The following is a 23,258-nucleotide window of genomic DNA, read 5'->3' on the forward strand; positions in this document are numbered from 1 at the left end:
TAATGACGCCGTTTGGATCAGGCTCAAAATTTTTCAACTGATTTTTGATCGATGTTAAAATGGCTTCATAATCTTTAATGAACGATTCAAAATAAAGCAAAAACGAAAGGTGGCACTCCTGATAAAACGAACGGATCGCCTGCCCCGCCTTTCCCTTAAGGGAATCTTCGAGTGAAATGATCCCCTTCACCGCAGCCTTTGTCTGTTTGATTTGTTCGCTCAACGATCGCAAATACTTCTCGGTGTCACTAATCGATTGGTTAAACGCTTCGACATCCAATACCTTCATGACATCACCCCTTATCGTTGGCCGTTGAAGCTAGCTTTTCGTCCATTTCTCGCATCGATTGGACGGCCTTCTCTGTCGCTTTTTTATTTTCCAAAAGCAGTGTTTGATACGCTTGAATGATTTTACGCAATGATTCATTCACGTTCTTTAGTTTTGTCATCGTATCCAAGACGTTGCTTCCTTCTTTAACAGGAGCAAAAGAGGGCTACATGGACGGGACGGCCGATTTTAAACGGGATAAAGCTTGTTCTACTTCCCCGTAGACTACTTTGATCTCACTCATTGCTGGTGCACCTCTAGTTAACGTTCTTTTTCTTTGATAGTTACTTTGGTTAATATTTCTATTACCCATTTTAAATCAAATTTGAAACTTTCATAGTATTATCTTTTTCTAGTACCTTCTAAATTATAGAAACAACTCTGACCAGAAAAAAAAGAACCTCTTTTATAGGTTCTTTTTTAGCATTATTTAATTCGCGAGCGCAAATACGCGTCGATGAACGGATCGATGTCCCCGTCCATAACGCCCTGGACGTTGCCTGCTTCGGTGTTTGTCCGATGGTCTTTGACGAGGCTATACGGGTGGAAGACGTAGGAGCGTATTTGGCTTCCCCAGCCGATTTCTTTTTGTTCGCCACGAATTTCCGCCAGTTCTGCCTGTTGTTCCTCGATTTTGCGCTGCAGCAATTTTGCTTTCAACATTTTCATTGCCCGTTCGCGGTTTTGGATTTGTGAGCGCTCCGTCTGGCAGGAGACAACGATATTCGTTGGAATATGGGTAATACGCACCGCGGAGTCCGTTGTATTGACGTGCTGTCCGCCGGCACCGCTCGATCGGTACGTATCGATTTTCAAATCTTCAGTCCGGACTTCGACTTCGACATCATCATTGATTTCAGGCATAACATCACATGATACGAATGAAGTGTGGCGCCGGCCTGATGAATCAAACGGCGAAATCCGAACGAGGCGGTGTACGCCTTTTTCAGCTTTTAAATATCCGTAAGCGTTATGTCCTTTAATGCTCAATGTGACGCTTTTCACGCCTGCTTCATCCCCGGGCAAGTAATCAAGCGTTTCAACTTTAAATCCTTTTCGCTCCGCATACCGGGTATACATGCGCAGAAGCATCGATGCCCAATCCTGGGATTCCGTTCCGCCCGCACCGGGATGCAGTTCAAGGATTGCATTGTTTTTATCATACGGTTCATTCAACAAAAGGGTCAGTTCAAATCGGTTTAATTCTTCTGATAATGCTTTTAAATCACGAACCAGTTCTTTTTGAAGATCTGCATCGTTTTCTTCTTTTACAAGCTCGTAAGCGACGTCCAAGTCCTCGTAGGAGGAATTGAGCTCCTCAAATTGATTGACCTGGTCTTTTAAAGCGTTCGCTTCGCTTATGACCGTTTGCGCTTTGTTTTGGTCATCCCAAAAATCGGCCGCGCTCATTTGCTCTTCTAACGCGGCAATTCTTGCTTTTTTCGTATCGAGGTCAAAGAGACCCCCTGAAATCCGCTAATCGTTTAGCCATACTTGAAAGTTCTTGTTTAATTTCCACTAAATCCATTATTTAGCACCTCTATCTTGTTTTCTCGCTTGTTGCATATGGAAAGAGAGCCTGCTCGACTCTCTTCCCATGTGTTTTAATTTGCTCCATGGCACTGTTTGTATTTCTTGCCGCTTCCGCAAGGGCATAAGGCGTTTCTTCCGATGTCTTGCTTCTTGCGGATCGGCTTCTTTTTCGTCTCTTTCTTATCGCTCGGAACGACCGCTTTTCCTTCAGCAACTTGCTGGCGTTCCATATTTTGTTCTACTTGTGCTTTCATGATGTAAGTTACGACTTCTTCCTCAATCGCCGCAATCATCGCTTCAAACATTTCGAAGCCTTCAAATTGATATTCACGAAGCGGATCGTTTTGGCCGTAAGCGCGAAGGTGGATTCCTTCTCGAAGCTGATCCATCTGGTCGATATGATCCATCCACTTGCTGTCGACCGCACGGAGAATAACGGCTTTTTCAAACTCCCGCATATGTTCTGGATCGATTAAAGCTTTCTTTGCTTCGAAATCGTCCCTCGCTTTTTGTTTCAGAAGCTCGATTATTTCTTCGCGGTCAAGGCCTGCAAGGTCTTTCTCCGTGATGTCATTTTCATTTAAGAACGTAGCCGTTGCATAGTCGACGATGTTCTTTAGTTCCCACTCTTCCTGAACAGCTTCTTCAGGAGTATGAATGGTCACGATTCGCTCAATGACTGAATCAAGCATTTGCAGCACAATTTCGTTCAAGTTGTCAGCATCCAGCACTTCCTGGCGCTGTTTATAAATGATCTCGCGCTGTTGGCGCATGACGTCATCGTATTGAAGAAGCTGCTTCCGGGCATCAAAGTTTGATCCTTCGACCCGTTTTTGCGCAGATTCAACCGCTTTTGTCACAAGCTTGCTTTCGATCGGCGTATCCTCATCCATTCCGAGCTTTTCCATCATGTTCATCATGTTTTCAGAACCGAAACGGCGCATTAATTCGTCTTCCATTGAAATATAAAATTGGGAAGAACCTGGATCGCCCTGACGTCCGGAACGTCCGCGCAGCTGATTATCGATCCGGCGTGATTCGTGGCGCTCCGTACCTAATATATGCAAACCGCCAAGTTCGCGCACCCCTTCGCCAAGCTTAATGTCCGTACCGCGGCCGGCCATGTTCGTTGCGATCGTGACCATTCCTTTTTGTCCGGCGTTCTCAATAATTTCGGCCTCGCGCGCATGGTTTTTCGCATTTAACACGTTATGCGGAATGCCTTTTTTCTTCAGCAGTTGGCTTAAATATTCAGATGTTTCAACCGAAATCGTGCCGACAAGGATAGGTTGTCCTGTCGCATGCCGTTCAACGATTTCTTTTACAATCGCCCTGAACTTGCCTTCCATTGATTTATATACAATATCCGGTGCATCTTTACGGGCAATCGGCTTGTTCGTCGGAATCGAAACGACTTCCATGTTGTAAATATTGCGGAATTCTTCTTCTTCCGTCTTCGCCGTACCGGTCATCCCGGCTAGCTTTTTATACATCCGGAAATAGTTTTGGAACGTAATGGTTGCCAGCGTCATGCTCTCGCGCTGGATCTCGAGCCCTTCTTTCGCTTCAATCGCCTGGTGAAGGCCGTCGCTGTAGCGCCGTCCTGCCATTAGGCGACCTGTAAATTGGTCAACGATGACCACTTCTCCATCCTGAACGACATAATCCACATCGCGAATCATGATGACATTCGCTTTTAACGCCTGGTTAATATGGTGATTTAACGTAACGTGCGCATAATCGTAAAGGTTATCGATCGAGAAAAATTTCTCCGCTTTCGACATTCCTTCTTCCGTCAGCTGCACATTTTTTGTTTTTTCATCAATCGTATAATCCGTTTCCTTATTTAATGTACGGACAAATACGTTCGCCATCGTATAAAGCTCTGTCGATTTTTGGGCGGAACCTGAAATAATTAATGGTGTGCGCGCTTCGTCAATTAAAATAGAGTCGACTTCATCGACAATTGCATAATTTAAAGGGCGCTGTACCATTTGTTCTTTATAGACGACCATGTTATCCCGGAGGTAGTCGAATCCTAATTCATTGTTTGTCGCATACGTAATGTCTGCATTATACGCTTCTTGCTTTTCCTCGCTGGACATATCGGAAATATTAAGTCCTACGGATAAGCCGAGGAAATTGAAAAGCGGTCCCATAATTTCCGAGTCACGACGCGCCAAATATTCGTTGACAGTTACGAGGTGTGCGCCTTTTCCTTCAAGGGCATTTAAATAAAGCGGCATGGTCGCAACCAATGTTTTACCTTCACCGGTTTTCATCTCTGCGATGTTTCCTTCGTGAAGAGCAACCGCCCCCATAATTTGAACAGGATACGGACGCATATTTAAGACGCGGGTTGATGCTTCACGCACCACCGCAAACGCTTCAGGCAAAATATCATCTAACGATTCACCTTTACCAATCCGTTCTTTAAATTCATCGGTTTTATTGCGAAGGTCTTCGTCAGATGCATTTTTAAATTGATCGCCAAGCGCTTCCACTTGATCCGCGATTTTTTGATATCTATTCAAATTTCGGTCATTCGAATTCGGAAATATTTTTTTTAGCAAACCTATCATCTACAAACGCTCCTCTGTTAAGGAAATAATGGAATAAAATCATATTATTATTATTTTACCAGACATTACAACCCTACACCAAATGTTTATGTTTTGGCTGCCAGGTCATTTATCATAGCCTATCGTATCATATTGTACACATCCGCACAGCAAAAAGCACACAGCCGATATGGCTGTGCGCTTATGATGCTATTTCACTTACTCTGGAGCAATTAAGCCGTATTTCCCGTCTCTTCGACGATAAACGACATTGGTTTTGTTTGTTTCGGCATGATTATAAACAAAGAAGTCATGCCCTAGCATATCCATTTGTAAAATCGCTTCTTCTGTATCCATCGGTTTTAAATCAAACCGTTTTTCACGTACAATCTCTAGCTCATCTTCTTCATCCAGAACGGCTGTTGATGTTGTCTCATTGCCGTTCGTAAACAGAAATTTGGAGTTATCTTGTTGTTGCCGGAATTTCCGGTTTACTTTCGTTTTATGTTTGCGAATTTGACGTTCCAATTTCTCAACGACAAGATCAATTGCAGCATACATATCCGCATGGCTTTCCTCTGCGCGAAGAAGCAGTCCCGTCATTGGAATCGTAACCTCAATAGATTGTTCATTATTGTAAACTTTAAGGTTCACATGAACATCTGAATTCGGAGTTTCGTTAAAGTAGCGTTGAAGTTTGGCAACCTTCTTTTCTACATATTCCTTAAGAGCTTGAGTCACCTCGATGTTTTCTCCACGAATGTTAAATTTCATAACTTAACTCCTCCTTTCGTGATGTATATATATTTCGATATACCCTTTCTCAATTCCTTTAAACCGCGGAAAATATTTTGACAAAAATTTTACATACTCGACATAAACTTTTCAGAACTTTAATAATTACCTGTATTTATGGTTTTAAAAAATAAAAACCCCGTTTGCTTATAAAAAACAAACGGGGGAGTCATTTTCTATTGGGTGATTTTTAAAGTTTCGTCACATTAGCCGCTTGTGGTCCGCGTGCTCCTTCAACAATTTCAAATTCCACTTCTTGACCTTCATCTAAGCTTTTGAAACCTTCTACATTGATCGCTGAGAAGTGAACGAAAACATCGTCTCCATCTTCGCGCTCAATGAATCCATACCCTTTTTCTGCATTAAACCATTTTACTTTTCCTAACATGCATTTCAATCCCTTCATCATTACAATCTGTATAGCCATCAGTACGTGTGTATAGATGCCCTATACAAACATAGTATTACACAATTCCAAAAATGTTGTCAAACCCTTTCGTAATGCGAATTTTAAGAAGTTTTGTCGAATTTTCTTCAATTATTTTTATGTATATATATTCATTTTTATGCAATATATTGACACTTCTAATTTTCTAAGGACAACCATATATTTTTACAGACAACCTGTTTGGAGGTGGAAACATTGTTCCTTGTGTTTGAAAAAGTGGTTTTATGGATGGCGGCGATTCGAATTTTTTCCGGATTGTGCGAAATCACTGCGGCTTTGTTTATGCTCAGATTTAATACTGTGGAAAAAGCGCTCGTCGTCAATTCGCTTCTCGCTTTTGTTGGTCCGCTCGTTCTTTTAACAACGATGTCCATCGGATTGGTTGGCATTTCTTACAAAGTTTCGTTCGCAAAATTGATATGGTTGCTTATTGGTGTTGGTTGCATCCTCTTTAGCTTAAAAAAATAAAAGTGACAATCTTCCCTTTTTAAAAGGCGATTGTCACAAGATTTAACCGATCAAATGGGACTTCATGATCGTATTACCGTACACGACGAAGTAAGATAATGAACCGGCTAATAGGAGATAAAGCACCAGGACGGTTACTTTTGTTTTCATCGAAGCGACATAATAATTTTTCATTTTTTCTATCTCATTTTGTACGTTTTCTTTTTCATTCAAGAGACTTTCTTCATAGCTTGAAATGAGCTCGTTAATAAATTGCTCCGGCGCTTTTTCCTGTTGCCCTTCCTCTACCGTCGAATGTTCTTCTTTTAATGCTTCTTCTTTGCAAGGCACGAGGAGGAGCCGTTCACGTTTTTCCAGCAATGAGATTTTCGTCAAGATTGCATCCTTTTTTAATTTCTTTTTATCGTGAAAAAACGGCAACATCCATCCGTCCGGCAAGTTTCGGATCAGACGGTCCTTGCTTACTCTGTTTTCATCCATCATATGATCTACGATATAAGCAAAGTTAGGCATGTCTTGATAGTGCTTTAATTCATTTCCTAACTTGCGGGCCTCTTCTTGTTCATTTACCAAAAGTTCTTCCGTTTGCTTTCCTTCCTTCACGGTATAATCCCGCCTTGCATTTCTCCACCAGTTTCCAAGTCCGAAAAGGAAAATTAAAAAGATAATTGGATCAGGTGACAAAATTAAGATCGGAATGATGCAAATTAACCCGATGAGCCAAATTTTCGGCGACAACACGCCAACGATCCTTCCTCCATCCAGTGGTGAGACTGGAAACAGGTTAAACAAATTGATGGTGGCTCCAAGCGAAATCATTAATCCCCATAACGGATATCCCGTCTTTTCGTATAACACGACGGCAGGTAAAATGGATAGAAGGCCAAATAAAGGTCCGGCATAGGCAATATAGGCTTCATCTTTCGCGTTATCCGGCATCTTCTTCATTCCGACCGCCGCTCCTAAAAATGGAATGAATATCGCTGGAGAAGTCGGCAATTTTTTTTGCTTAGCCGCCAGTAAATGCCCCATTTCATGGACAAAAAGCAGGTATACGAGCGCCACGCCAAATTTCCAGCCATAAATGATCGCATACGCACCGAAAGAAATAAACATCGAAATTAAGGTGGCGAACTTCCCAACTTTTAAAAGGGCAAAAACGAATTTTAATTTAGATAAAAGAAACAAACCGACGGCACTTAACCCCGCCCAAATTTTCGATTGATTTTTCTTCTTTGACATATAATCCTCCAACAAATGCAGCATCTAAAGATGATTATACTGTAACTACGAATAAAAAGGAGAAAAGTTACATAAAAAACGGCCGCCTTTTTCCAGGCGACCGCTTTCTTATTTTACGATTAGTACCGGGCATGAGGCGTGGTGAACTACTTTATGGCTGACACTGCCGAGAATGAATTTCCCAAATGTACCTAATCCTCGATTTCCGATGACGATCATATCATACCTATTTTCTTCGGCATATTGGCAAATTTCCTGCGCTGCATAACCTTGAAGATGAACGGTATCAACTTCGATACCACTATTTTCAAACTGATTTGAAGCAGTACGTAACATCTGATCTCCTTCCCGCACAATGGATTCATCGATATTGGCTCGAACTGCTGCGATACCAATTCCGGCATAATGGTATTCGATCACTGAAACATGTAATAGGGTAATGAGATAGTCCTTTTCTCTTCCTTTGCAAAGATCTATAGCGGTTTGCAAGGCGCGTTCTGAAGCTTCGGAACCGTCAATGGGAACTAATAGTTTCCTCATTGTTCTTCCCCTCCATTTAGTTGGATTAATTAACTTTACCCTTTTTCCTACTCGTTTAACCCTCGATAATTGGCGGACAGTGTCCCTGATTTGACCGATAGTGCACTTGATTTGGCCGATAACGCCTCTGTTTTGACCGATTGGGCATCTGATTTGGCCGATAACGCTTCTGTTTTGACCGATTGGGTACCTGATTTGGCAGATAGCGCCTCTGTTTTGACCGATTCGGCATCTGATTTGGCTGATTGCGCAAAAAAAAGTGATGACCACGCTTTATAATGCGTAGCCATCACTTTTTATTTAACGATTAAAACCGGGCACTTCGCATGATGGAGAACTTTGTGGCTGACGCTGCCAAGAATCAATTCACCAAATGCCCCTCGGCCGCGATTGCCGATAACGATCATATCGTAGCCATTTTCGTTCGCGTATTCGCATATTTCTTTTGCGGCATAACCCTTAAGCAAGACGTAATCTACATGAATGCCGGCATTTTTTAATTTATTAAGCGACTCCTGCAATAGCTCTTCGCCTTCTTTGCTGACCGTTTCGTCAAGATTAATATTCACGCTGGCAACCGCCATTCCTGGATAATACTCGACAGAAGCAACATGTAAAAGGGTAATGTGCGTTTCACCCTCTCGTTTTTGACAAAGAGAAACTGCTGTCTGCATTGCTCGTTCCGCTACTTCCGATCCATCGATAGGGACTAAAAGTTTATACATTATTCATGCCTCCTGTTTTCGGATTTACTCTTCTATACCCTGAATCCGCTTAAACAAATCATTTATGCCTATTTCACATTCCCCATATATTTTCTTCCGTTAAATAGAACGAAAAGAGCAAGAAGTAACGCAAACGCTCCAAAATAGAACGGCACTTGCGGATTGTACCATTCAGCAAGTTTACCTGCCAGCCATGGGGCAATCGCACCTCCGACAAATCGAACAAAGCTATACGCTGCAGAAGCGACGGACCTCTCTACAGGTGACACTTCCATTACCGCTGTAGTGATTAGCGTATTATTCACGCCTAAAAAAGCTCCCGCAACAACGATCGCGAGGACAAGCGTCAGCTTCGAAGATACCCCTATTCCCATAACGACTAAATCCGCTGCAAATAAAAACAAAATGGCATACATTGTCCGCATTGTCCCAAACCGTTCTTGAAGTTTCGGGGCAATAAATACTGACGTAATGGCAAGACAACCCCCCCAGAAAAAGAAGATGAATCCGAGACCGTGCTCATCTGTATGAAGAACGAATGGCGAAAAAGCGAGCAAAGTAAAAAAGCCGAAGTTATATAAAAGCGCAGTTACTCCAATCGACAATAAACCACCATGGCTTAATGCACGAATTGGATCAAGGATCGAACTTTTGCGCTTCGGTTTTGGAACATCTGAAAGTAAGACAATTACGGCAATAAATCCAATCGCCATAAGAGTAGCCACTCCAAAAAATGGACCGCGCCAGCTAATGTCCCCAAGCAAACCGCCGAGAAGAGGACCGACAGACATCCCTAAGCCCATCGCCGCTTCATAAAGAATGATGGCGCTCGCTGTACCGCCGCTTGCAACGCTAACAATAACGGCTAATGCGGTTGAAATGAAAAAGGCGTTACCAAATCCCCATCCGGCACGGAACCAGACAATCTGGTTAACCGTTGAAGACATACCGCCTAATGCAGAAAAAACGATAATTAAAATTAATCCAAGTAATAACGTCAATTTGGGGCCGATTCGGCTGGAAACCCATCCGGTTACGAGCATAACGACACCCGTTACGAGCATGTAACTAGTAAATAAAAGTGATACTTGACTGGGCGTAGCATTAAGCTTCTGGGCAATCGCCGGCAATATCGGGTCGACTAATCCAATCCCCATAAACGCGATAATACATGAAAAAGCAACCGCCCAGGCCGCTTTTGGTTGTCTAAAAATCGTTTTAATGGAATGGTCATCATGATGATGAGATGATGAAAGTTCTTCTTGTTTTACTACTTCCACTAACATATCCCCCTTGTAAATTCGAATTCATTTATATATAACTTTTTACATAACAATTTCAGATTATATACCTCCGCCATCATTATGTCAATATTTATATATAATTTATGCAAGAGAATTGTCTATGATATACTGTTATTGAGAGAATTAGGAGGTACAATTATGAACTCACTAGGTTATGCCCTACTTAGTATGCTCGTTAGAAAATCTTGTACAGGCTATGAATTAAAACAATTATTGGAAGTATTTTGGAATGCGAAGCATAGCCAGATCTATCCGCTTTTGTCCAAACTGGAGGAGGATGAATTCGTTACTTACGTTCATGTTGAACAAACGGGGAAACCTGATAAAAAAATTTATTCGATTACAGATAAAGGGCGGTCATTGCTGCAAAAATGGATATCGAACCCGCCCGCACCGCCCGTTGCCCGTGATGAATTTCTTATAAAGGCATATGCGATTTCACTCGCTGACGTTGAAACTGGAATCTCTCTATTTCAAGAGCGGCTGGCCCTTTATGAAGAAAAGCTGGCTAAACGCAAAGTGGAAATTGGTTTAATGGAAAAAGAATACGGAGAAAAGCTCGAGGACATTAAATCAAACGTTTTTGGCCGTTACATTTTGTTCAAGCGAAAACTTTTGCAAGAACAAGAGGAAATTAATTGGTGCAAATGGGTATTATCTTATCTTGAAAAAGAAGTAAAAACGAACAGGATCATGTCTTGAACATGTTCCTGTTCGTTTTGAAATACAAGTTTTTTTCCTTTATGTAATCCATTAGGATCGTTAAAACTGGGGATGTGCGGCGACAACAACACATTTCACCAATAAATCAAATCCAAAAATAAAGGGATTCAATTCACATTGAAGCTCTACTTGAACCACGGAGCGATGAAAACCCATCATCCCCCAACCGAAGAGAAAGCGGCAAAAGCTGTCTTTTATCTATGTTTAAATCAAACGGCATTAAGCTTAATAACCTGCTCTTTAAAGACAAATTTGTGCCTCTCGACTGAAAAATTTTCCTTTACATCGGCTATATTGGACAAATTTTCGCTTCTCGGCGAGGTCACTGAAAAAGTCCAAGAAATTTTCAAAAATGCTTTTTCCTAAAAAATACATCCCCACTTTGGTAAGCGAAATGCATTGTAAACACGATGCTATCCCCCACTTCCTAAGTGAAAAATACTGTTTTTTTGGGTTTTGGTTTTTCGAAAATTTTAGTTTTTTATTAAAAGGAACTTTTTCAGTGGCTTCCTTCTCGGCCTCTTTTTTGTCTTTGAGAACGGCTCTATCGGACAGATTTTCGTCTCCTGGCCTCTTTTTTGTCCTTGAGAACGGTTCTATCGGACAGATTTTCGATTCCCGGCCTCTTTTTTGTCCTTGAGAACGGTTCTATCGGACAGATTTTCGCCTCCTGGCCTCTTTTTTGTCCTTGAGACCCTTTCTATCGGACAGATTTTCGCCTTCAGCTCCCATTTTTGTCCTTGAGAACGGTTCTATCGGACAGATTTTCGTCTCCCGGCCTCTTTTTTGTCCTTGAGACCCTTTCATTGGACAAATTTAAGCCACTTGACTGAAAAATTTTCCTTTAGATTGGCTATTATAGCAAAATCCGTCTCCATATCGTAAAAAATATCTTTTACCTCCTAACGAAACGTTACCCGGAAGCAATAGAGTTTAACCGACTAAAAAGCTATCCTCTTGGAATAAGAGAATAGCTTCTTGTTATACCGCATAAAAATAGTGGCTGCATATTTTTTTTAGTTCTGTTTCGATTTCAGGTGAATAGCTCATAATAAAACAAGTCGAAGGTCCTGCGGATTTCTTAAGATCGAGAGTTCCTTTTGCAGGCAAGTCAACTTCTCTCCGGTTCGCTAAAGCTAAACCTTTTAATTCATGTTCAATGCCTTTTGAGCCGACGGGAACTATTTCGTAGACTCCTTTTGTATGAAGAAGCTTGTAGAAAAGCGATAAAGGCGCAACATGTTCTTGATCAGTTAGTACTTCTTCGCCGACGAGCGGCTTTCCGATGACCGCCAATTTGGCATGTTCAGGGGTGACGCCGATCCGAATGTTTTTCGTGTTAACTTTTCCGATACATATAAAACCGGTAGCTGATTGAAGCAGCCTGAAATTGCTTTCCGTACTGCCCGTCACTGGAACAGACCCAATCCCTGCTTCGTGAAAAACCTTTTGGACACCGGCCTCGAGCCGCTCCCAGACAGCTTCATCATTAAAATTTTGGATGACAACGGAGACCGGTTCAGCACCAACCGCAAGCAGCTCCATTAATGCGACCCGGAGACCAAAATAAGCAACCGTTTCATACGGCACATGAACAAGATCATGTTCCTTTTCGCCTACTCCACCTGAATTATCCGCTGAGATGACAAGGCTTTCCGTTTCACTTAACGGTTGAAAGACAACATCTCTCATACGTCAAACCCTTTTTTAGCCCGTGCCGAAAGCGCCTTGCTGAGGCGTGGTGCGACAAGAAGGGCAACAACACTATTGAGCGTGGCGGCTGTGGTTAAACTCGGAATTAGCGACACAGCCATCGCTCTCCCTAAAATGGGCCAAAAGCATATCGGTGCAAGTACTCCGTTGCCGATGACAAAACTGACCACTGCTGGAATCCGCCAACTCCGTCTATATAACCAGCCATAGAAACCGACAATGAGCATCATTTGCACAGCGATGATGACGTGAAGAGGGCCGAGGGGAAACCCGTCCAACGCGGCTGACATGATATGGCCGAAAGCGGCGGTCCCCATCCCCCAGACAGGCGAAAGAATTGAAGCCGCCACCAATGCCGGAAATGAATCGAACGCGACGCTGCCGATAGAAGACGGGATTTTAAGAAACGATCCGATAACAGCCAATGATGTAAACACGATGAAGTATGACCATTTTCTATTCATTTGCCGACGATTTGTTCTCCTTTCTTTTGCCGCCTCTAAAGACGATGGCGCTGCGCTCGTACTCGACATCTTTTACGCCAAGGCGGAAGTTAATGACACGGGCAATCGCGAAGAAGTAATCGGAAAGACGATTAACGTACTTAAGGACAACCGGATTGATTTCGCCGTTTCGCTTCAATTCAACGATTTCCCGTTCCGCGCGGCGGGCAATCGTCCGGCAAATGTGGATCGAGGCAGATGCCGGCGAGCCGCCTGGCAAAATAAATCGTTCAAGCTCCGGCGCTTCTTTAATATATTCGTCAATCCGCTCTTCTAAAAAGGTAATCGCCTCTTCTTCTGTTTTATACGGCCGTTTATTTTTAATGACGGATAGGTCGCCGCCGCAATCAAACAGCTCGTGCTGGATTTTGACAAGCTCAGGCAAAATATCCGGGAATTTCGCTTCATCGAGCTGCGTGATGGCCTGTCCGACAAAGCTATTTAGCTCATCAAGCGTCCCGTATGCTTTGACACGGATATCGTCTTTCCCTAAACGCCCGCCAATAACGCTCGTTTGCCCTTCATCGCCAGTTCTCGTGTATAGTCTCATTTTTCTTTTTCCTCCCTTATTTTAAACGTTCACTTAAGCCATACCAGATCACATCGACGCGATATGCCGCCGACACTATGTCTTGATAAAACCAGCCTGCCATGTCGCGCCAAAGCCGGTGCTCCTTTTCGATCGGGACGATCCCTTTGCCGATATCGCTTCCGATCAGCACAAGCTTTCGGGTGCCGTTTGATTGCTCCCACTCGCACCACTTTTTTAATTCGAGGCGAAGTTGCTCTCTTCCTTTTTCGTTAACCTCGTTTAGCGTATTTTTCACAAACATCTCCATTCCTTCTAGCACGACAATGCCATGATCCCAAACTTCTTTGGAAACATCGGCGCTTTCATAAAAGGAATGCCATCCTCCGCTTTTGTGCGGGTAACCATAAAAGGCTTCTACCCAGCGCCTTTTCCCGTTAAAGGCACCGCCTGTAACAAAGTGCATCGCAACCCCCTCCTTAACGCGCCGGCTTCTTCCCAGATGAACGTATACCCTTCTCCGTGCGAAACGGGCCATTCCCACATCGGCTTTTCTTCAGGCGCAAAGTACGACAATAATAAGCGAATGGGCCCGCCATGCGTAATGAGCACAAGGTGGTGGATCCCATCACAATCGAATCGCCGGATGATTTGTTCTTTCCAGGCTTCGAGAACCCGTTTTTGAAAATCTGCAAAAGACTCCCCGCCAGGAGGCGCCGGCTCTTGCTTGCAATCAAGCCAATGGCAATACTCCGGATCGCTTTTCAACTCCTCGTACGTCTTTCCTTCCCACTTGCCGAAATGAAGCTCGCGAAACCCCGGGCAAACTTCGTACGGTTTGTTCGGATAAAGAATGGCCGCCGTTTCTTTGCACCGCTTTTTATCGCTGACGATAAGAACACCTGCCGGGTATGCCTTTGATGAATCGATTAATTCCTGCCTACCTTTTTCACATAACGGCGGATCGGACCAGCCAATGTATTGTTTTTTCACATTTTCGTCCGTCAAGCCGTGCCGAAGTAAAGTAACAGCCAACCGATGAGCCATAATATGTTTTCCGTCCCTTCTAAACAGGCGCCAAGCGTATCTCCTGTAATTCCTCCGAACTGCCGCTTGCAAAACATCCCCCAACAAAGGCAAAAGAGAAGGCTTCCAAGTGCCAATAAAATGACAATAGCGGCATGGAAAAATATGATGCCGATGATCACAACAATGAGCAAATAGCCGCCATAGGCGATCCAGCTATTTTTCTTTACTACTTGTTTCATAAAATGGGCCATCCCGCCCGGTTTTGCAAGGGGCGCCGCTATTAATAAAAGCCCCATCGCAATCCTCGAGAATAAAGGGATGAGCAAATAAAGGATCATAACCGTCTTGCTTCTTGAGACCAATTCATACATGAAAAGAAAGCGCCAGCTTAGCAAAAAGAGAAGCGACATGACGCCGAACGCGCCGACACGCGAATCTTTCATAATCTCAAGCTTTTTTTCTTTCTCCTGGTAAGAAAAAAACGCGTCGCTAACGTCCATCCACCCGTCCAAATGAAGGCCGCCTGAAAGAACTATCGAGCATGTAAAAAGGCACATTGTAGCGGCAAGCGGGGAAAATGGCGAATAACGAAGAAGTACATAAGCGAGAGCCGATAAGAAAACTCCCATTAACAGGCCGACTACCGGATAAAAATAAATGCTCCAGCGTCCGCTTCTTTCATTCCACGGAATGTTTCTTTTTGCCGGCAATACCGTTAAAAATTGGACGGCAAGCCGCCAGCCATTGAACATGTCGTTATCTTTCACCTTCATGATGCTCACCTTTCTTTACGGTCGCAATGCCGTTTTCAACGAGATAGGCCCGTGCGGCCATTGCTACGATATGCTGGTGCAATTTTCCGAGCAGTTCAGCAAAATAGAGCGTACCCGGGTCATCCGGGATAGGAGATTGGAAGATTTCGTTGGAAACGATGAACAGGGTCACGCCCCTTTGATCCAGCTGCTCGATCACTTGAATGATACGATGGTAGACTTCAGATCGGTAGTTTCCATTTTGCCACTTTTCCGTTCCATTCTCCCAGCCTGCAAAAAGCTCGTTCGTCGCGAGATTGGTCAAGCAATCTAACAAAAGTACATCGCCGCTTTGAAAATAATCGGCAATCCCTTCAAGACACACCGGTACCTCCCATGTCCTCCAGGCGAAAGGGCTATGTTCCCGTTTTTCTTGATGGCGCTTGATTCGTTCCTCCATTTCTTGATCCGTCTTTTGGCTCGTCGCGATATAATGGAGATTGCGAGAGATACGCCTTGCCGCATCTGTCGCGAGTTGTTCGGCAAATGAACTTTTCCCGCTTCTCACCCCTCCTGTAATAAAAACAATCATTGTCCGCCCCAGCTTTCGAGCGCTTCAAGCAGCCGTTCGTTCTCCCTGCTTGTTCTGACCGCGAGCCGAAGATAATTTCCGTCCAGCCCTATGAAATTATATGTATGGCGCGGAACGATCCCTTTTTTTAACAAATAGCGGATAAGCGGAAGCAAATCTCGTTTCTCCCCTTTTGGCCTGAGCAAGTAAAAATTGACGGCTGATGGCGACGTGAGAAATCCGAGCCGGTCCAAACTACTAAACAAGTCATATCGGTCTAGCGCGATGTTTCGTGCAGTATCGGCGATGTACCCGGTTTGTTCAAGGCATAGGACGCCCACTTTCTGGGCAACCCCATTAACGCTCCATGACGGCTGGAGTTGCCGCACTTCTTTGATAAACGATTCCGAGCCAAGCAAAAACCCGAGACGGATGCCAGGGATATGAAACATTTTCGTCAATGAGCGCAATACGACAACATGGGGGAATCTTCTTAAATAGGAAACGACTGAAAATGGCTTCCCCATAAAATGATAGAATGCCTCGTCAACGACAACGACTACGCCAAGATCTTCTGTCATTTGAAAGACGGTTTCGAACCATTCGCGAGAATACGAGACTCCCGTCGGATTGTTCGGATGACAAATAAACAAGACGGATTTCCCTGAAAGGGCGCGCTCCAGTTCAAGAAGATCAACCTGCCAATCCGTTTCCTCAGAAACCGTGAACGAGTATACTTTTGAACCAAACGTTTCACACGCCTTGCGATATTCTGAAAATGCCGGATCGATCACGAGCACATCCGATCCGCTAAAATAATGGGCCAGTAAATAAATGAGCTCAGAAGCGCCGTTCCCGATTAATATTTGGCCATTATTGAGATTCTCGCAATCAGCGATTTTTTGAACGAGTTCCGTAGAATGGGGGTCAGGATAGACAAGCATCTCCTTATAAAAATCATTCCAGTTTTCTTTTAGCTGCCGAAACGGTTGATACGGATTGACATTAACGCTGAAATCGATCGTATTTTCTGAAAGTGGAAGTTGGAAAAGTTTCGTGATCGCTTGCGGATTAGCTCCATGCTCGGGAAATTCCATAGACCGCACCTCCGATGACTAGTAATAAGATGTAGAAAAAAAAGGTTGTCCGCTCCATTATCGAAATCGTCTGTGAAATATGGGATGCTTTAAGGGGATAATGACCGTTCCCCATTTTCGCCCGATTGGACACTTTCCCTTTATACGTGTTTACTCCGCCAAGTTGCACTCCGAGGAGCCCGGCAACCGCCGCTTCTCCCCAGCCGCTGTTCGGGCTAGGATGTTTTTTCGCATCGCGAAACAAGACGGAGAATGCTTCATTTTTCGATATTTCCATTGCCGTTGGATTCAGAAGAACCATCAGAAGGCCCGTGATCCGGCTCGGCAAAAAATTCATGACGTCATCAAGCCTTGCTGATGCCCGCCCAAACAGGAGGTAGCGATCGTTTTTATAGCCGACCATTGAATCGCACGTATTGACAGCCCGATACAATAACGCGAGCGGAGCCCCCCCGATTAATGCATAAAAGAGCGGGGCAGTGATGCCATCACTCGTATTTTCCGCAACCGTTTCGACCGCTCCCCTGACAATTTCACTTTCACCTAACTGATCCGTATCTCTGCCGACGATCCAGCTGAGCTTTTCCCTTGCCAGCTCCAATTGCTGGTCTTCAAGCGGCTTAAGAACCGAAATCCCCGCTTCCTTCAATCCTTTTACGGCAATGGTCGTTGAAATGAAGAGCCCCTCGATGGCGACGCCGAGCCATTCATTCAATTGATAGGAAAACAAGACAACTGTAAACGATAAGGCCCCTGTAATAAGCAGCACGAGAAAGACCATTAAAGTGCCTTTGGCCATCCGGTTGGGCCCGTGATTGAATTTTTTTTCGAAAAACGCGATCAATTTTCCAAAACCTCTGACCGGGTGGGGCAGCCAGGGAGGATCCCCGATCAATTGGTCAATAATGAGTGCGAGTGTAATAGCAATAAGGTGATGAATCATAGCTCTTCTCTTCTTCTTTTATAATTTTGAATCGCTTCTATTAAAGCATCAAAAACCGCCTTCCCGATCCATTTTCCGACTGGAGTAATCGTTCCGGCATATTCGATTTTTTTCCCTGTTTGAGTCGCGGCAATGCACATGCTGTCGGTCGAAGTGCCTGTTGCGACCGTTCCTGAGTTTCGGTCGATAATTTGTTCTAGCGCCAGCGCCTTCGTTTTCGCTTCTGTTGCCGTCATCATTGCCTGCGTAAAGGCTTCTTCGGTCAGCTCGCCTTCAACAAAAACCCAGATGTTGATCGTTCCGACTTTCATCGTGCCAGCCGCATACTCCCATGAACGGGAAATATCCACACTATTCGATGTCCCCGCTGTCACAATAGCGAGGACGCGGCATTCTTCATTTTGAATGGACTTCATGCCGGCATCTTCCAGTAAGGCTGCCGTCATCATTCCGACCGTCCCGGTTATATTCAACCTGTTCGCGCACAAATAGCGGATGTATTCTTGTTTCGCCTCACTGCAATTATAGTTTTTATCGACATGGCGGTTAACGAACGTTGTTGCCCAGTTGAATCCTCCTCCAACAAGGGCTGACGATAACGTTTTAAGCGGAAAAGGACTTCTGACGACCATCATGTTTTCGGTTGTTTCTATTGTAACGTGTTCAAGCGATTGTTCTTCCGCTTTTTCTTCCGGCATAAGCGCAATTAACGGCTTTGCGACCCGCGGGTGCGTGTGGCGGTGAAGCGGAATGCCATACACTTTTTTCAAATTTGCATCATTCATGACTTCAATGGGCGTCCCGAGCGCTTCACATTTTCCTTCATTCAATAACATAAGCCTGTCACAATAAAGGCTCGCTAAATTTAAATCGTGCAAAATGGCGACAACGGTTAGTTTTTTGTCTATCGTCCGTTCTTTGATTAATTCAAGCAGCTTCATTTGATACGAAAGGTCAAGATGGTTCGTCGGTTCATCTAAAAGCAAGAGCTCCGGCTCCTGGGCAAGCGCTTTTGCGAGAAACACCCGCTGCCGCTCCCCTCCGCTTAAATTTCCTAACGATTGTTCGGCAAACTGAGCAATGCCCGTTTCCCCCATCACCATTTCGACCACTTCGTCATCCCGTTTCGAAGATTGCTTGAAAAAACCTTCATAATACGGATATCTGCCAAGGGCGACCGTTTCTTTTACGCTGTAGTCAAACGCTGTTTCATTGTGCTGCGGCAAAACGGCGATTCTCCGTGCCCGTTCTTTGCTGGAAAAGGACTGGATGGGCCGGTCCATGACGGTAAGCTTTCCGCTTTTTACCGAAAGCTCGCCGCTGATTGAGCGCAAAAGCGTCGTCTTCCCGCTTCCATTCGGGCCAATGATGCCGAAAAACTCGCCTTTTGGTACCGAAAACGTGACCTGATGTACGATGTCTTTTCCGTTATAGCCAGCTGTCACATTCTCAACATGGAGCATCATCTACACCTCTTTTCTGCGTGAACGTATGAAAATAAAAGCAAACACCGGGCTGCCAATAATGGCAGTCAACACGCCGATCGGCAGTTCTGTCGGCGAAATGATCGTCCGGGCCAGCAAATCGACGAGGACTAAAAACGCGCCTCCGACTCCCATCGAAAGCGGAAGAAGATGGCGATGGTCGACTCCCCAGATCAATCGGGCCATATGTGGAATGACCAGGCCAACAAAGCCGATCGTTCCTGAAACGGCAACAGCAGACCCTGTCAAAAGGGACGCAGCAAAGAGCACATACATTTTATGCCTTTGAACATTCACGCCGATCGCCCTCGCATCATTTTCGCCAAAGGCAAGCGCATTCAATTCTCTCGCATTCATCATAAGGATGAAAAAGCCGACAAGGAAAAACGGTAGAATCAGCCCGATATATGGCCAGCCCCTCATCGACACACTGCCCATAATCCAGCCGATAATCGACCGCAATTCCTCACCCGTCAAGGCAATTAAAAGGGAGATGAGCGCCCCTAAAAATGAACTGAAAATAATGCCCGCCAAAATGATCGTTTCGACTGAAAGCGACCGATGGACCAACCGGGCAAAAAAGATGACAATCAGCAGTGTCAAGAAAGCCGTCAGCACACTGATTATCGGCAATGTATAGTCACCGAAAAAAGGCAGCGAGATGCCGAAAAATAAAACGGCGACAGCGCCCAATGCCCCGCCTGATGATACTCCGAGCGTGTATGGATCAGCCAGCGGATTTTTTAACAAGCCTTGAAACGCACATCCCGCAAGCGACAACGAACAGCCAACCAATAAAGCAAGCACTGCACGCGGAAACCGGATATCCATCACAATATTTACCGTTCCACGATCAATATCATGCGGGATAGGAAGATGGAATAAGGACGATGTAAGAATCCGTAAAACGTGAAAAAGGGGGATAGGTACACTTCCTACCGAAACCCCCAATGATACAGAAACGATCATGAAACATAAAACAATACTATAAGAAAGGACGATATTATTTCTTAAAAACGTCAGGATAGACGGCTTCCGCAAGTTGCTCGACCCCTTCGATTAGCCGTGGACCAGGACGGCTTACTAAATCCGATTGAATATCATACACTTGCTTCTTTTTAATGGCTGGCACGTCTTTCCATGCTTTTCTGTCCAGCACTTTCTGCGCCGCATTTTTCGTATAGTAGCCATATGTCGTAATAATGACATCAGGCTTATATGAAACAGCTTTTTCTTCCGTTACTTTCGGCCACCCCTCAAGCTTCGCAGCCGCATTTTTCGCGTGGATAGCGGTCAGCATTTCATCCATAAAGGTTCCTTTTCCTGCTGTATAAAGCTCAGGAGCGGGCTGGACTTCGATCCAAACCGTTTTTTCATCACCTTTTTTAATAGCGTTTGCTTTTTCTTTGATTTTGTTAAGGTCGCTTTTCATCGATGTGACAATTTCTTTCGCTTTCGCATCCGTTCCTGTTGCTTTCCCAATCATTTCAATCGACTTGTACGCATCATCAAATGATTTTGCTTCATTGACGACCAATACTTTAATCCCGTTATCTCTTAATTGGTCAAGCCCTTTTTTCGAATTATGGGCACCTGAAGCGTGGGCAAGGACAAGGTCGGGCTTTAACGAAATGATTTTTTCGACGTTAAAGTCCATCCCGCCGATCTTTTCTTTTTTTGTCGCTTCTTTCGGATAATTGTCAAAATCAGATACACCGACGATTTCTTTGTTCAAACCAAGATCAAATGCGATTTCCGTATTGCTTGGAATTAACGATACGATCCGTTTCGGTTTTTTATCAATCGTCACTTTTTCCCCGATTCCATCGGTAATCGTGACAGGGAAGCCGGATTTAGCAGCGGGCGCCGCCTTTTTTCCGCTGTCTTTTGCCGCTTTATCGCCATTCGAACAACCGGCCATGACGCCGATGACTAAGAAAAGCATGAGCAAAATGCCACTTAGCTTTTTCATGTTTATTTTCCCCCTTGTATGTAACTTTCTTTCGAGGACGCCAGCGTTCTTTGAACATGACGCTTCAGGTGAAATAAAAAAGCCCTCCCTTCGGAGAGCATGAAAGCATCGATCGATTTACGATTTCAAAAGATTGCTTCACCTTTTCCTCGAAGGTTGCAAAACAAAAATTTAAGGCAGGTCTCCTGACTCTCGTTCATCAAACCGAATCTCCTTCCCGTTTTTTTAAAACAGTGGTTTTTGATGCGGCTCTCGCGATTACAGTGGCGGGACCGTGTTGGATTTGCACCAACTTCCCTTTTTAACGCTTAATCGTTTGAGAACAGCAACGATGGCTTCGCTTTTCCCAAACAGCGACCTTAAATCATTTATTCAGCTATTACTTATTATACTATTTGTTTTCGAAATGGAAAGGAAAAGTTCATTAAGGAGCATCGCGGCTGCAAATTCCAAATCCAAACAATCCTAATGTAAACAGCACACTGCCAATCTTTAGTGAAGTCAATGGTGGCAAGTGTTAAATATCGCTAATTGCAAAAAGCAATTTTTGCATAGTAGAGTAATAAAAATGAGAGGAATCCATCTCCGAGACGATACCTAAAGCAAATTATTTCAAACAAAATTCATCACAAGGCACCGAATTGAATATTTTTTCGCTTCCGAACTTTATTTTTGTCCCTGAGGCACCTTCTATTGGACAGTTTTGTGCCTCCAGGCTGCTTTTTTGTCCTTGAGACCGGTTCTATTGGACAGCTTTTCGCCTTCTGCTCTCATTTTTGTCCTTGAGACCGGTTCTATTGGACAGTTTTTCGCCTTCTGCTCTCATTTTTGTCCTTTAACGACGAACTTGTTTTACATTCTACGCATATTCTTCCACCCTCGAAGCATTGGGAATTTTATTAAATTCATAATTACCTGAAAGCCGAGTTCTATGACAGTAGCTTCTTCAAATCAGTTATCCTTCTTTGAAAGAATCGGGCGAGATTACAATTTTCATCGTTGCTACACCACCCTGCTTTACCCTTTTTATTCATCTTCTACAAAATGGTATTGTGGTAAAAGATGAGATTAAACTATTTTCCAATGAACCAGATCATATAGTATGACAAAACAATCCCCGGCTCTGTAGAATGAACCGGAGATCTCTCTATTAAACCGTATGTTTTTCCAGTTTTAATATCGTGTCGAGGCTGTGGGAGGTATGGCGGATGAGCTGTTCTGGATTGTATTGGTATGGGGAAAGCTCCGGCGTGATATACCCGTCATAGCCAATTTCCTCGAGCGCCTGGATGACTTCTTCCCAGGCCACATCACCGGCAAGCAGCGGCACGAATCCGTTTATGTTCCCGACGGCACGGCTAAAGTCTTTCACATGAACCGCGCAAATGCGTTTGCCTAAAATTTTGATCCATTGCTCAGGGAAGCCGAACTGAAGCACATTGCCGACATCAAAATAAACGCCGACCCAGCCGCTCGCTACTTCGTCAATAAAGTTTCTCATTTCAAGCGGGCTTAGCAAAAACTTATTCCAGACATTTTCCACCCCGATATGAACCTTCTTTTCTTCCGCCACCTCTGCCAATTCTTTAAATGCAGCAAGCGAGCGTTCGTAGGCAACATCATAGGATACAACGTCTGAAACTAACCCGGGAACGACGAGCACATGCTTAGCACCAATGATGCTTGCCGCCTCCACCATTTTGCCCACGACTTCTTTCCCTTTTTCGCGGAGCGATTGGTCATTGTCCGTCAGCGCATATTTCCAATGAAGAGCCGTAGAGATACTTGGCAATTCCAGGGAGTATTCTTTTGCTAAATCAACGACTTTTAAAAGGCTTTCTTCCGTTGATTCCATATGAATAGGCGATTGGCCGTCCTCCGATAGGTTCAATTCGACCCCGTCATACCCATATTCTTTTGCAAGATGAAAGATTCGTTCCACTTCAGTACCTGCAGGAAAGCACCATGCATTGATTCCTTTTTTTAAAGGCACAAGAA

General features: G+C 44.2%; 25 protein-coding genes, 1 pseudogene and 1 riboswitch. Of the genes and pseudogenes, 2 read left to right on the forward strand and 24 right to left on the reverse strand.

The genetic code is table 11. From position 1 onward, the window contains the following. The 6 genes and pseudogenes from H538_RS0120365 to H538_RS0120390 all read right to left on the reverse strand — a co-directional run. Nucleotides 1-289: T7SS effector LXG polymorphic toxin (locus H538_RS0120365; protein WP_026678667.1), on the reverse strand; the 289-nt coding region annotated here is incomplete at its 3' end. 4 nt (nucleotides 290-293) lie between these two features. After that, nucleotides 294-476, reverse strand: a pseudogene (locus H538_RS26320) (DUF5344 family protein); the annotation flags it as partial. A gap of 278 nt (nucleotides 477-754) precedes the next feature. Next, a protein-coding gene (prfB, locus tag H538_RS0120375) for a peptide chain release factor 2 (RefSeq protein ID WP_154658048.1) occupies nucleotides 755-1,856 on the reverse strand; the annotation gives its coding sequence in 2 pieces (ribosomal slippage) (nucleotides 755-1,783 and nucleotides 1,785-1,856; 1,101 coding nt in all). Nucleotides 1,857-1,932: 76 nt separating this feature from the next. Next, complete coding sequence (gene secA / locus H538_RS0120380; protein WP_026679139.1) at nucleotides 1,933-4,443, reverse strand: preprotein translocase subunit SecA; 2,511 nt, start codon at nucleotides 4,441-4,443, stop codon at nucleotides 1,933-1,935. A 198-nt stretch (nucleotides 4,444-4,641) separates the two neighbouring features. Continuing rightward, nucleotides 4,642-5,196, reverse strand: a complete 555-nt coding sequence (gene hpf, locus H538_RS0120385) for a ribosome hibernation-promoting factor, HPF/YfiA family (RefSeq protein ID WP_026679140.1) — start codon at nucleotides 5,194-5,196, stop codon at nucleotides 4,642-4,644. Nucleotides 5,197-5,407: 211 nt separating this feature from the next. Next, nucleotides 5,408-5,605 carry a cold shock domain-containing protein gene (locus H538_RS0120390; RefSeq protein WP_026679141.1) on the reverse strand — a complete coding sequence of 66 codons (198 nt, stop codon included), beginning with the start codon at nucleotides 5,603-5,605 and terminating at the stop codon, nucleotides 5,408-5,410. 264 nt (nucleotides 5,606-5,869) lie between these two features. Between H538_RS0120390 and H538_RS0120400 the strand changes: the two genes are divergently transcribed. Further along, on the forward strand, nucleotides 5,870-6,133 hold the full coding sequence (locus H538_RS0120400; RefSeq protein WP_026679142.1) for a YqhV family protein: 264 nt from the start codon (nucleotides 5,870-5,872) through the stop codon (nucleotides 6,131-6,133). Nucleotides 6,134-6,175: 42 nt separating this feature from the next. On the opposite strand, the gene H538_RS0120405 is transcribed toward H538_RS0120400, so the two are convergent. The 5 genes from H538_RS0120405 to H538_RS0120425 all read right to left on the reverse strand — a co-directional run bounded on the left by H538_RS0120405 (nucleotide 6,176) and on the right by H538_RS0120425 (nucleotide 9,863). Continuing rightward, nucleotides 6,176-7,375, reverse strand: coding sequence for a site-2 protease family protein (locus H538_RS0120405; RefSeq protein WP_026679143.1), 1,200 nt, complete (start codon nucleotides 7,373-7,375; stop codon nucleotides 6,176-6,178). Nucleotides 7,376-7,483: 108 nt separating this feature from the next. Beyond that, nucleotides 7,484-7,915 (reverse strand): universal stress protein, encoded by a 432-nt coding sequence (locus tag H538_RS0120410; RefSeq protein ID WP_026679144.1) that lies wholly within the window; start codon nucleotides 7,913-7,915, stop codon nucleotides 7,484-7,486. 47 nt (nucleotides 7,916-7,962) lie between these two features. Next, nucleotides 7,963-8,205: a hypothetical protein gene (locus H538_RS0120415; RefSeq protein ID WP_026679145.1), complete on the reverse strand. Its 243-nt coding sequence runs from the start codon at nucleotides 8,203-8,205 to the stop codon at nucleotides 7,963-7,965. 6 nt (nucleotides 8,206-8,211) lie between these two features. After that, nucleotides 8,212-8,640 carry a universal stress protein gene (locus tag H538_RS0120420; protein ID WP_026679146.1) on the reverse strand — a complete coding sequence of 143 codons (429 nt, stop codon included), beginning with the start codon at nucleotides 8,638-8,640 and terminating at the stop codon, nucleotides 8,212-8,214. Between the two features lie 68 nt (nucleotides 8,641-8,708). Continuing rightward, complete coding sequence (locus tag H538_RS0120425; RefSeq protein ID WP_245595294.1) at nucleotides 8,709-9,863, reverse strand: MFS transporter; 1,155 nt, start codon at nucleotides 9,861-9,863, stop codon at nucleotides 8,709-8,711. A 219-nt stretch (nucleotides 9,864-10,082) separates the two neighbouring features. On the opposite strand from H538_RS0120425, the gene H538_RS0120430 reads away from it, so the two are divergent. Continuing rightward, a complete protein-coding gene (locus tag H538_RS0120430) occupies nucleotides 10,083-10,646 on the forward strand; it encodes a PadR family transcriptional regulator (protein WP_035351818.1) in 564 nt (187 codons plus the stop codon). A gap of 1,002 nt (nucleotides 10,647-11,648) precedes the next feature. Here the strand turns inward: H538_RS0120430 and H538_RS0120445 are convergent. The 13 genes from H538_RS0120445 to H538_RS0120510 form a co-directional block, all read right to left on the reverse strand. Then, nucleotides 11,649-12,359, reverse strand: coding sequence for a hypothetical protein (locus H538_RS0120445; protein ID WP_026679150.1), 711 nt, complete (start codon nucleotides 12,357-12,359; stop codon nucleotides 11,649-11,651). Next, nucleotides 12,356-12,913, reverse strand: coding sequence for an ECF transporter S component (locus H538_RS24670; RefSeq protein ID WP_081412751.1), 558 nt, complete (start codon nucleotides 12,911-12,913; stop codon nucleotides 12,356-12,358). Before H538_RS24670 ends, H538_RS0120445 begins: the two co-directional genes overlap by 4 nt. Beyond that, a complete protein-coding gene (locus tag H538_RS0120455) occupies nucleotides 12,837-13,433 on the reverse strand; it encodes a cob(I)yrinic acid a,c-diamide adenosyltransferase (protein WP_026679151.1) in 597 nt (198 codons plus the stop codon). The genes H538_RS24670 and H538_RS0120455 overlap by 77 nt, the downstream gene beginning before the upstream one ends. 16 nt (nucleotides 13,434-13,449) lie before the next feature. Next, nucleotides 13,450-13,878 (reverse strand): bifunctional adenosylcobinamide kinase/adenosylcobinamide-phosphate guanylyltransferase, encoded by a 429-nt coding sequence (locus H538_RS0120460; protein WP_026679152.1) that lies wholly within the window; start codon nucleotides 13,876-13,878, stop codon nucleotides 13,450-13,452. Beyond that, entirely contained in the window at nucleotides 13,830-14,459 is a 630-nt protein-coding gene (locus H538_RS0120465; RefSeq protein ID WP_026679153.1) for a histidine phosphatase family protein, read from the reverse strand. Before H538_RS0120465 ends, H538_RS0120460 begins: the two co-directional genes overlap by 49 nt. Next, complete coding sequence (cobS, locus tag H538_RS0120470) at nucleotides 14,417-15,214, reverse strand: adenosylcobinamide-GDP ribazoletransferase (protein ID WP_051291600.1); 798 nt, start codon at nucleotides 15,212-15,214, stop codon at nucleotides 14,417-14,419. The genes H538_RS0120465 and cobS overlap by 43 nt, the downstream gene beginning before the upstream one ends. Next, a complete protein-coding gene (locus H538_RS0120475; protein ID WP_026679155.1) occupies nucleotides 15,198-15,785 on the reverse strand; it encodes a bifunctional adenosylcobinamide kinase/adenosylcobinamide-phosphate guanylyltransferase in 588 nt (195 codons plus the stop codon). The genes cobS and H538_RS0120475 overlap by 17 nt, the downstream gene beginning before the upstream one ends. Next, a complete protein-coding gene (gene cobD, locus H538_RS0120480) occupies nucleotides 15,782-16,861 on the reverse strand; it encodes a threonine-phosphate decarboxylase CobD (protein ID WP_026679156.1) in 1,080 nt (359 codons plus the stop codon). Before cobD ends, H538_RS0120475 begins: the two co-directional genes overlap by 4 nt. Next, complete coding sequence (cbiB, locus tag H538_RS0120485) at nucleotides 16,836-17,804, reverse strand: adenosylcobinamide-phosphate synthase CbiB (protein ID WP_211235585.1); 969 nt, start codon at nucleotides 17,802-17,804, stop codon at nucleotides 16,836-16,838. The genes cobD and cbiB overlap by 26 nt, the downstream gene beginning before the upstream one ends. Beyond that, nucleotides 17,801-19,270 (reverse strand): heme ABC transporter ATP-binding protein, encoded by a 1,470-nt coding sequence (locus H538_RS0120490; protein ID WP_322786425.1) that lies wholly within the window; start codon nucleotides 19,268-19,270, stop codon nucleotides 17,801-17,803. The genes cbiB and H538_RS0120490 overlap by 4 nt, the downstream gene beginning before the upstream one ends. Further along, nucleotides 19,271-20,329 (reverse strand): FecCD family ABC transporter permease, encoded by a 1,059-nt coding sequence (locus H538_RS0120495; protein ID WP_026679159.1) that lies wholly within the window; start codon nucleotides 20,327-20,329, stop codon nucleotides 19,271-19,273. Beyond that, nucleotides 20,292-21,260 carry an ABC transporter substrate-binding protein gene (locus tag H538_RS0120500; protein ID WP_026679160.1) on the reverse strand — a complete coding sequence of 323 codons (969 nt, stop codon included), beginning with the start codon at nucleotides 21,258-21,260 and terminating at the stop codon, nucleotides 20,292-20,294. The genes H538_RS0120495 and H538_RS0120500 overlap by 38 nt, the downstream gene beginning before the upstream one ends. Before the next feature lie 158 nt (nucleotides 21,261-21,418). Continuing rightward, a riboswitch (cobalamin riboswitch) is annotated at nucleotides 21,419-21,614 on the reverse strand. Between the two features lie 796 nt (nucleotides 21,615-22,410). Then, entirely contained in the window at nucleotides 22,411-23,253 is an 843-nt protein-coding gene (locus tag H538_RS0120510; protein WP_154658049.1) for a sugar phosphate isomerase/epimerase family protein, read from the reverse strand. Between the last annotated feature and the right edge of the window lie 5 nt (nucleotides 23,254-23,258).

The organism is Fictibacillus gelatini DSM 15865 (genome assembly GCF_000430745.1).
Classification (GTDB): Bacteria; Bacillota; Bacilli; order Bacillales; family Fictibacillaceae; genus Fictibacillus_A; species Fictibacillus_A gelatini.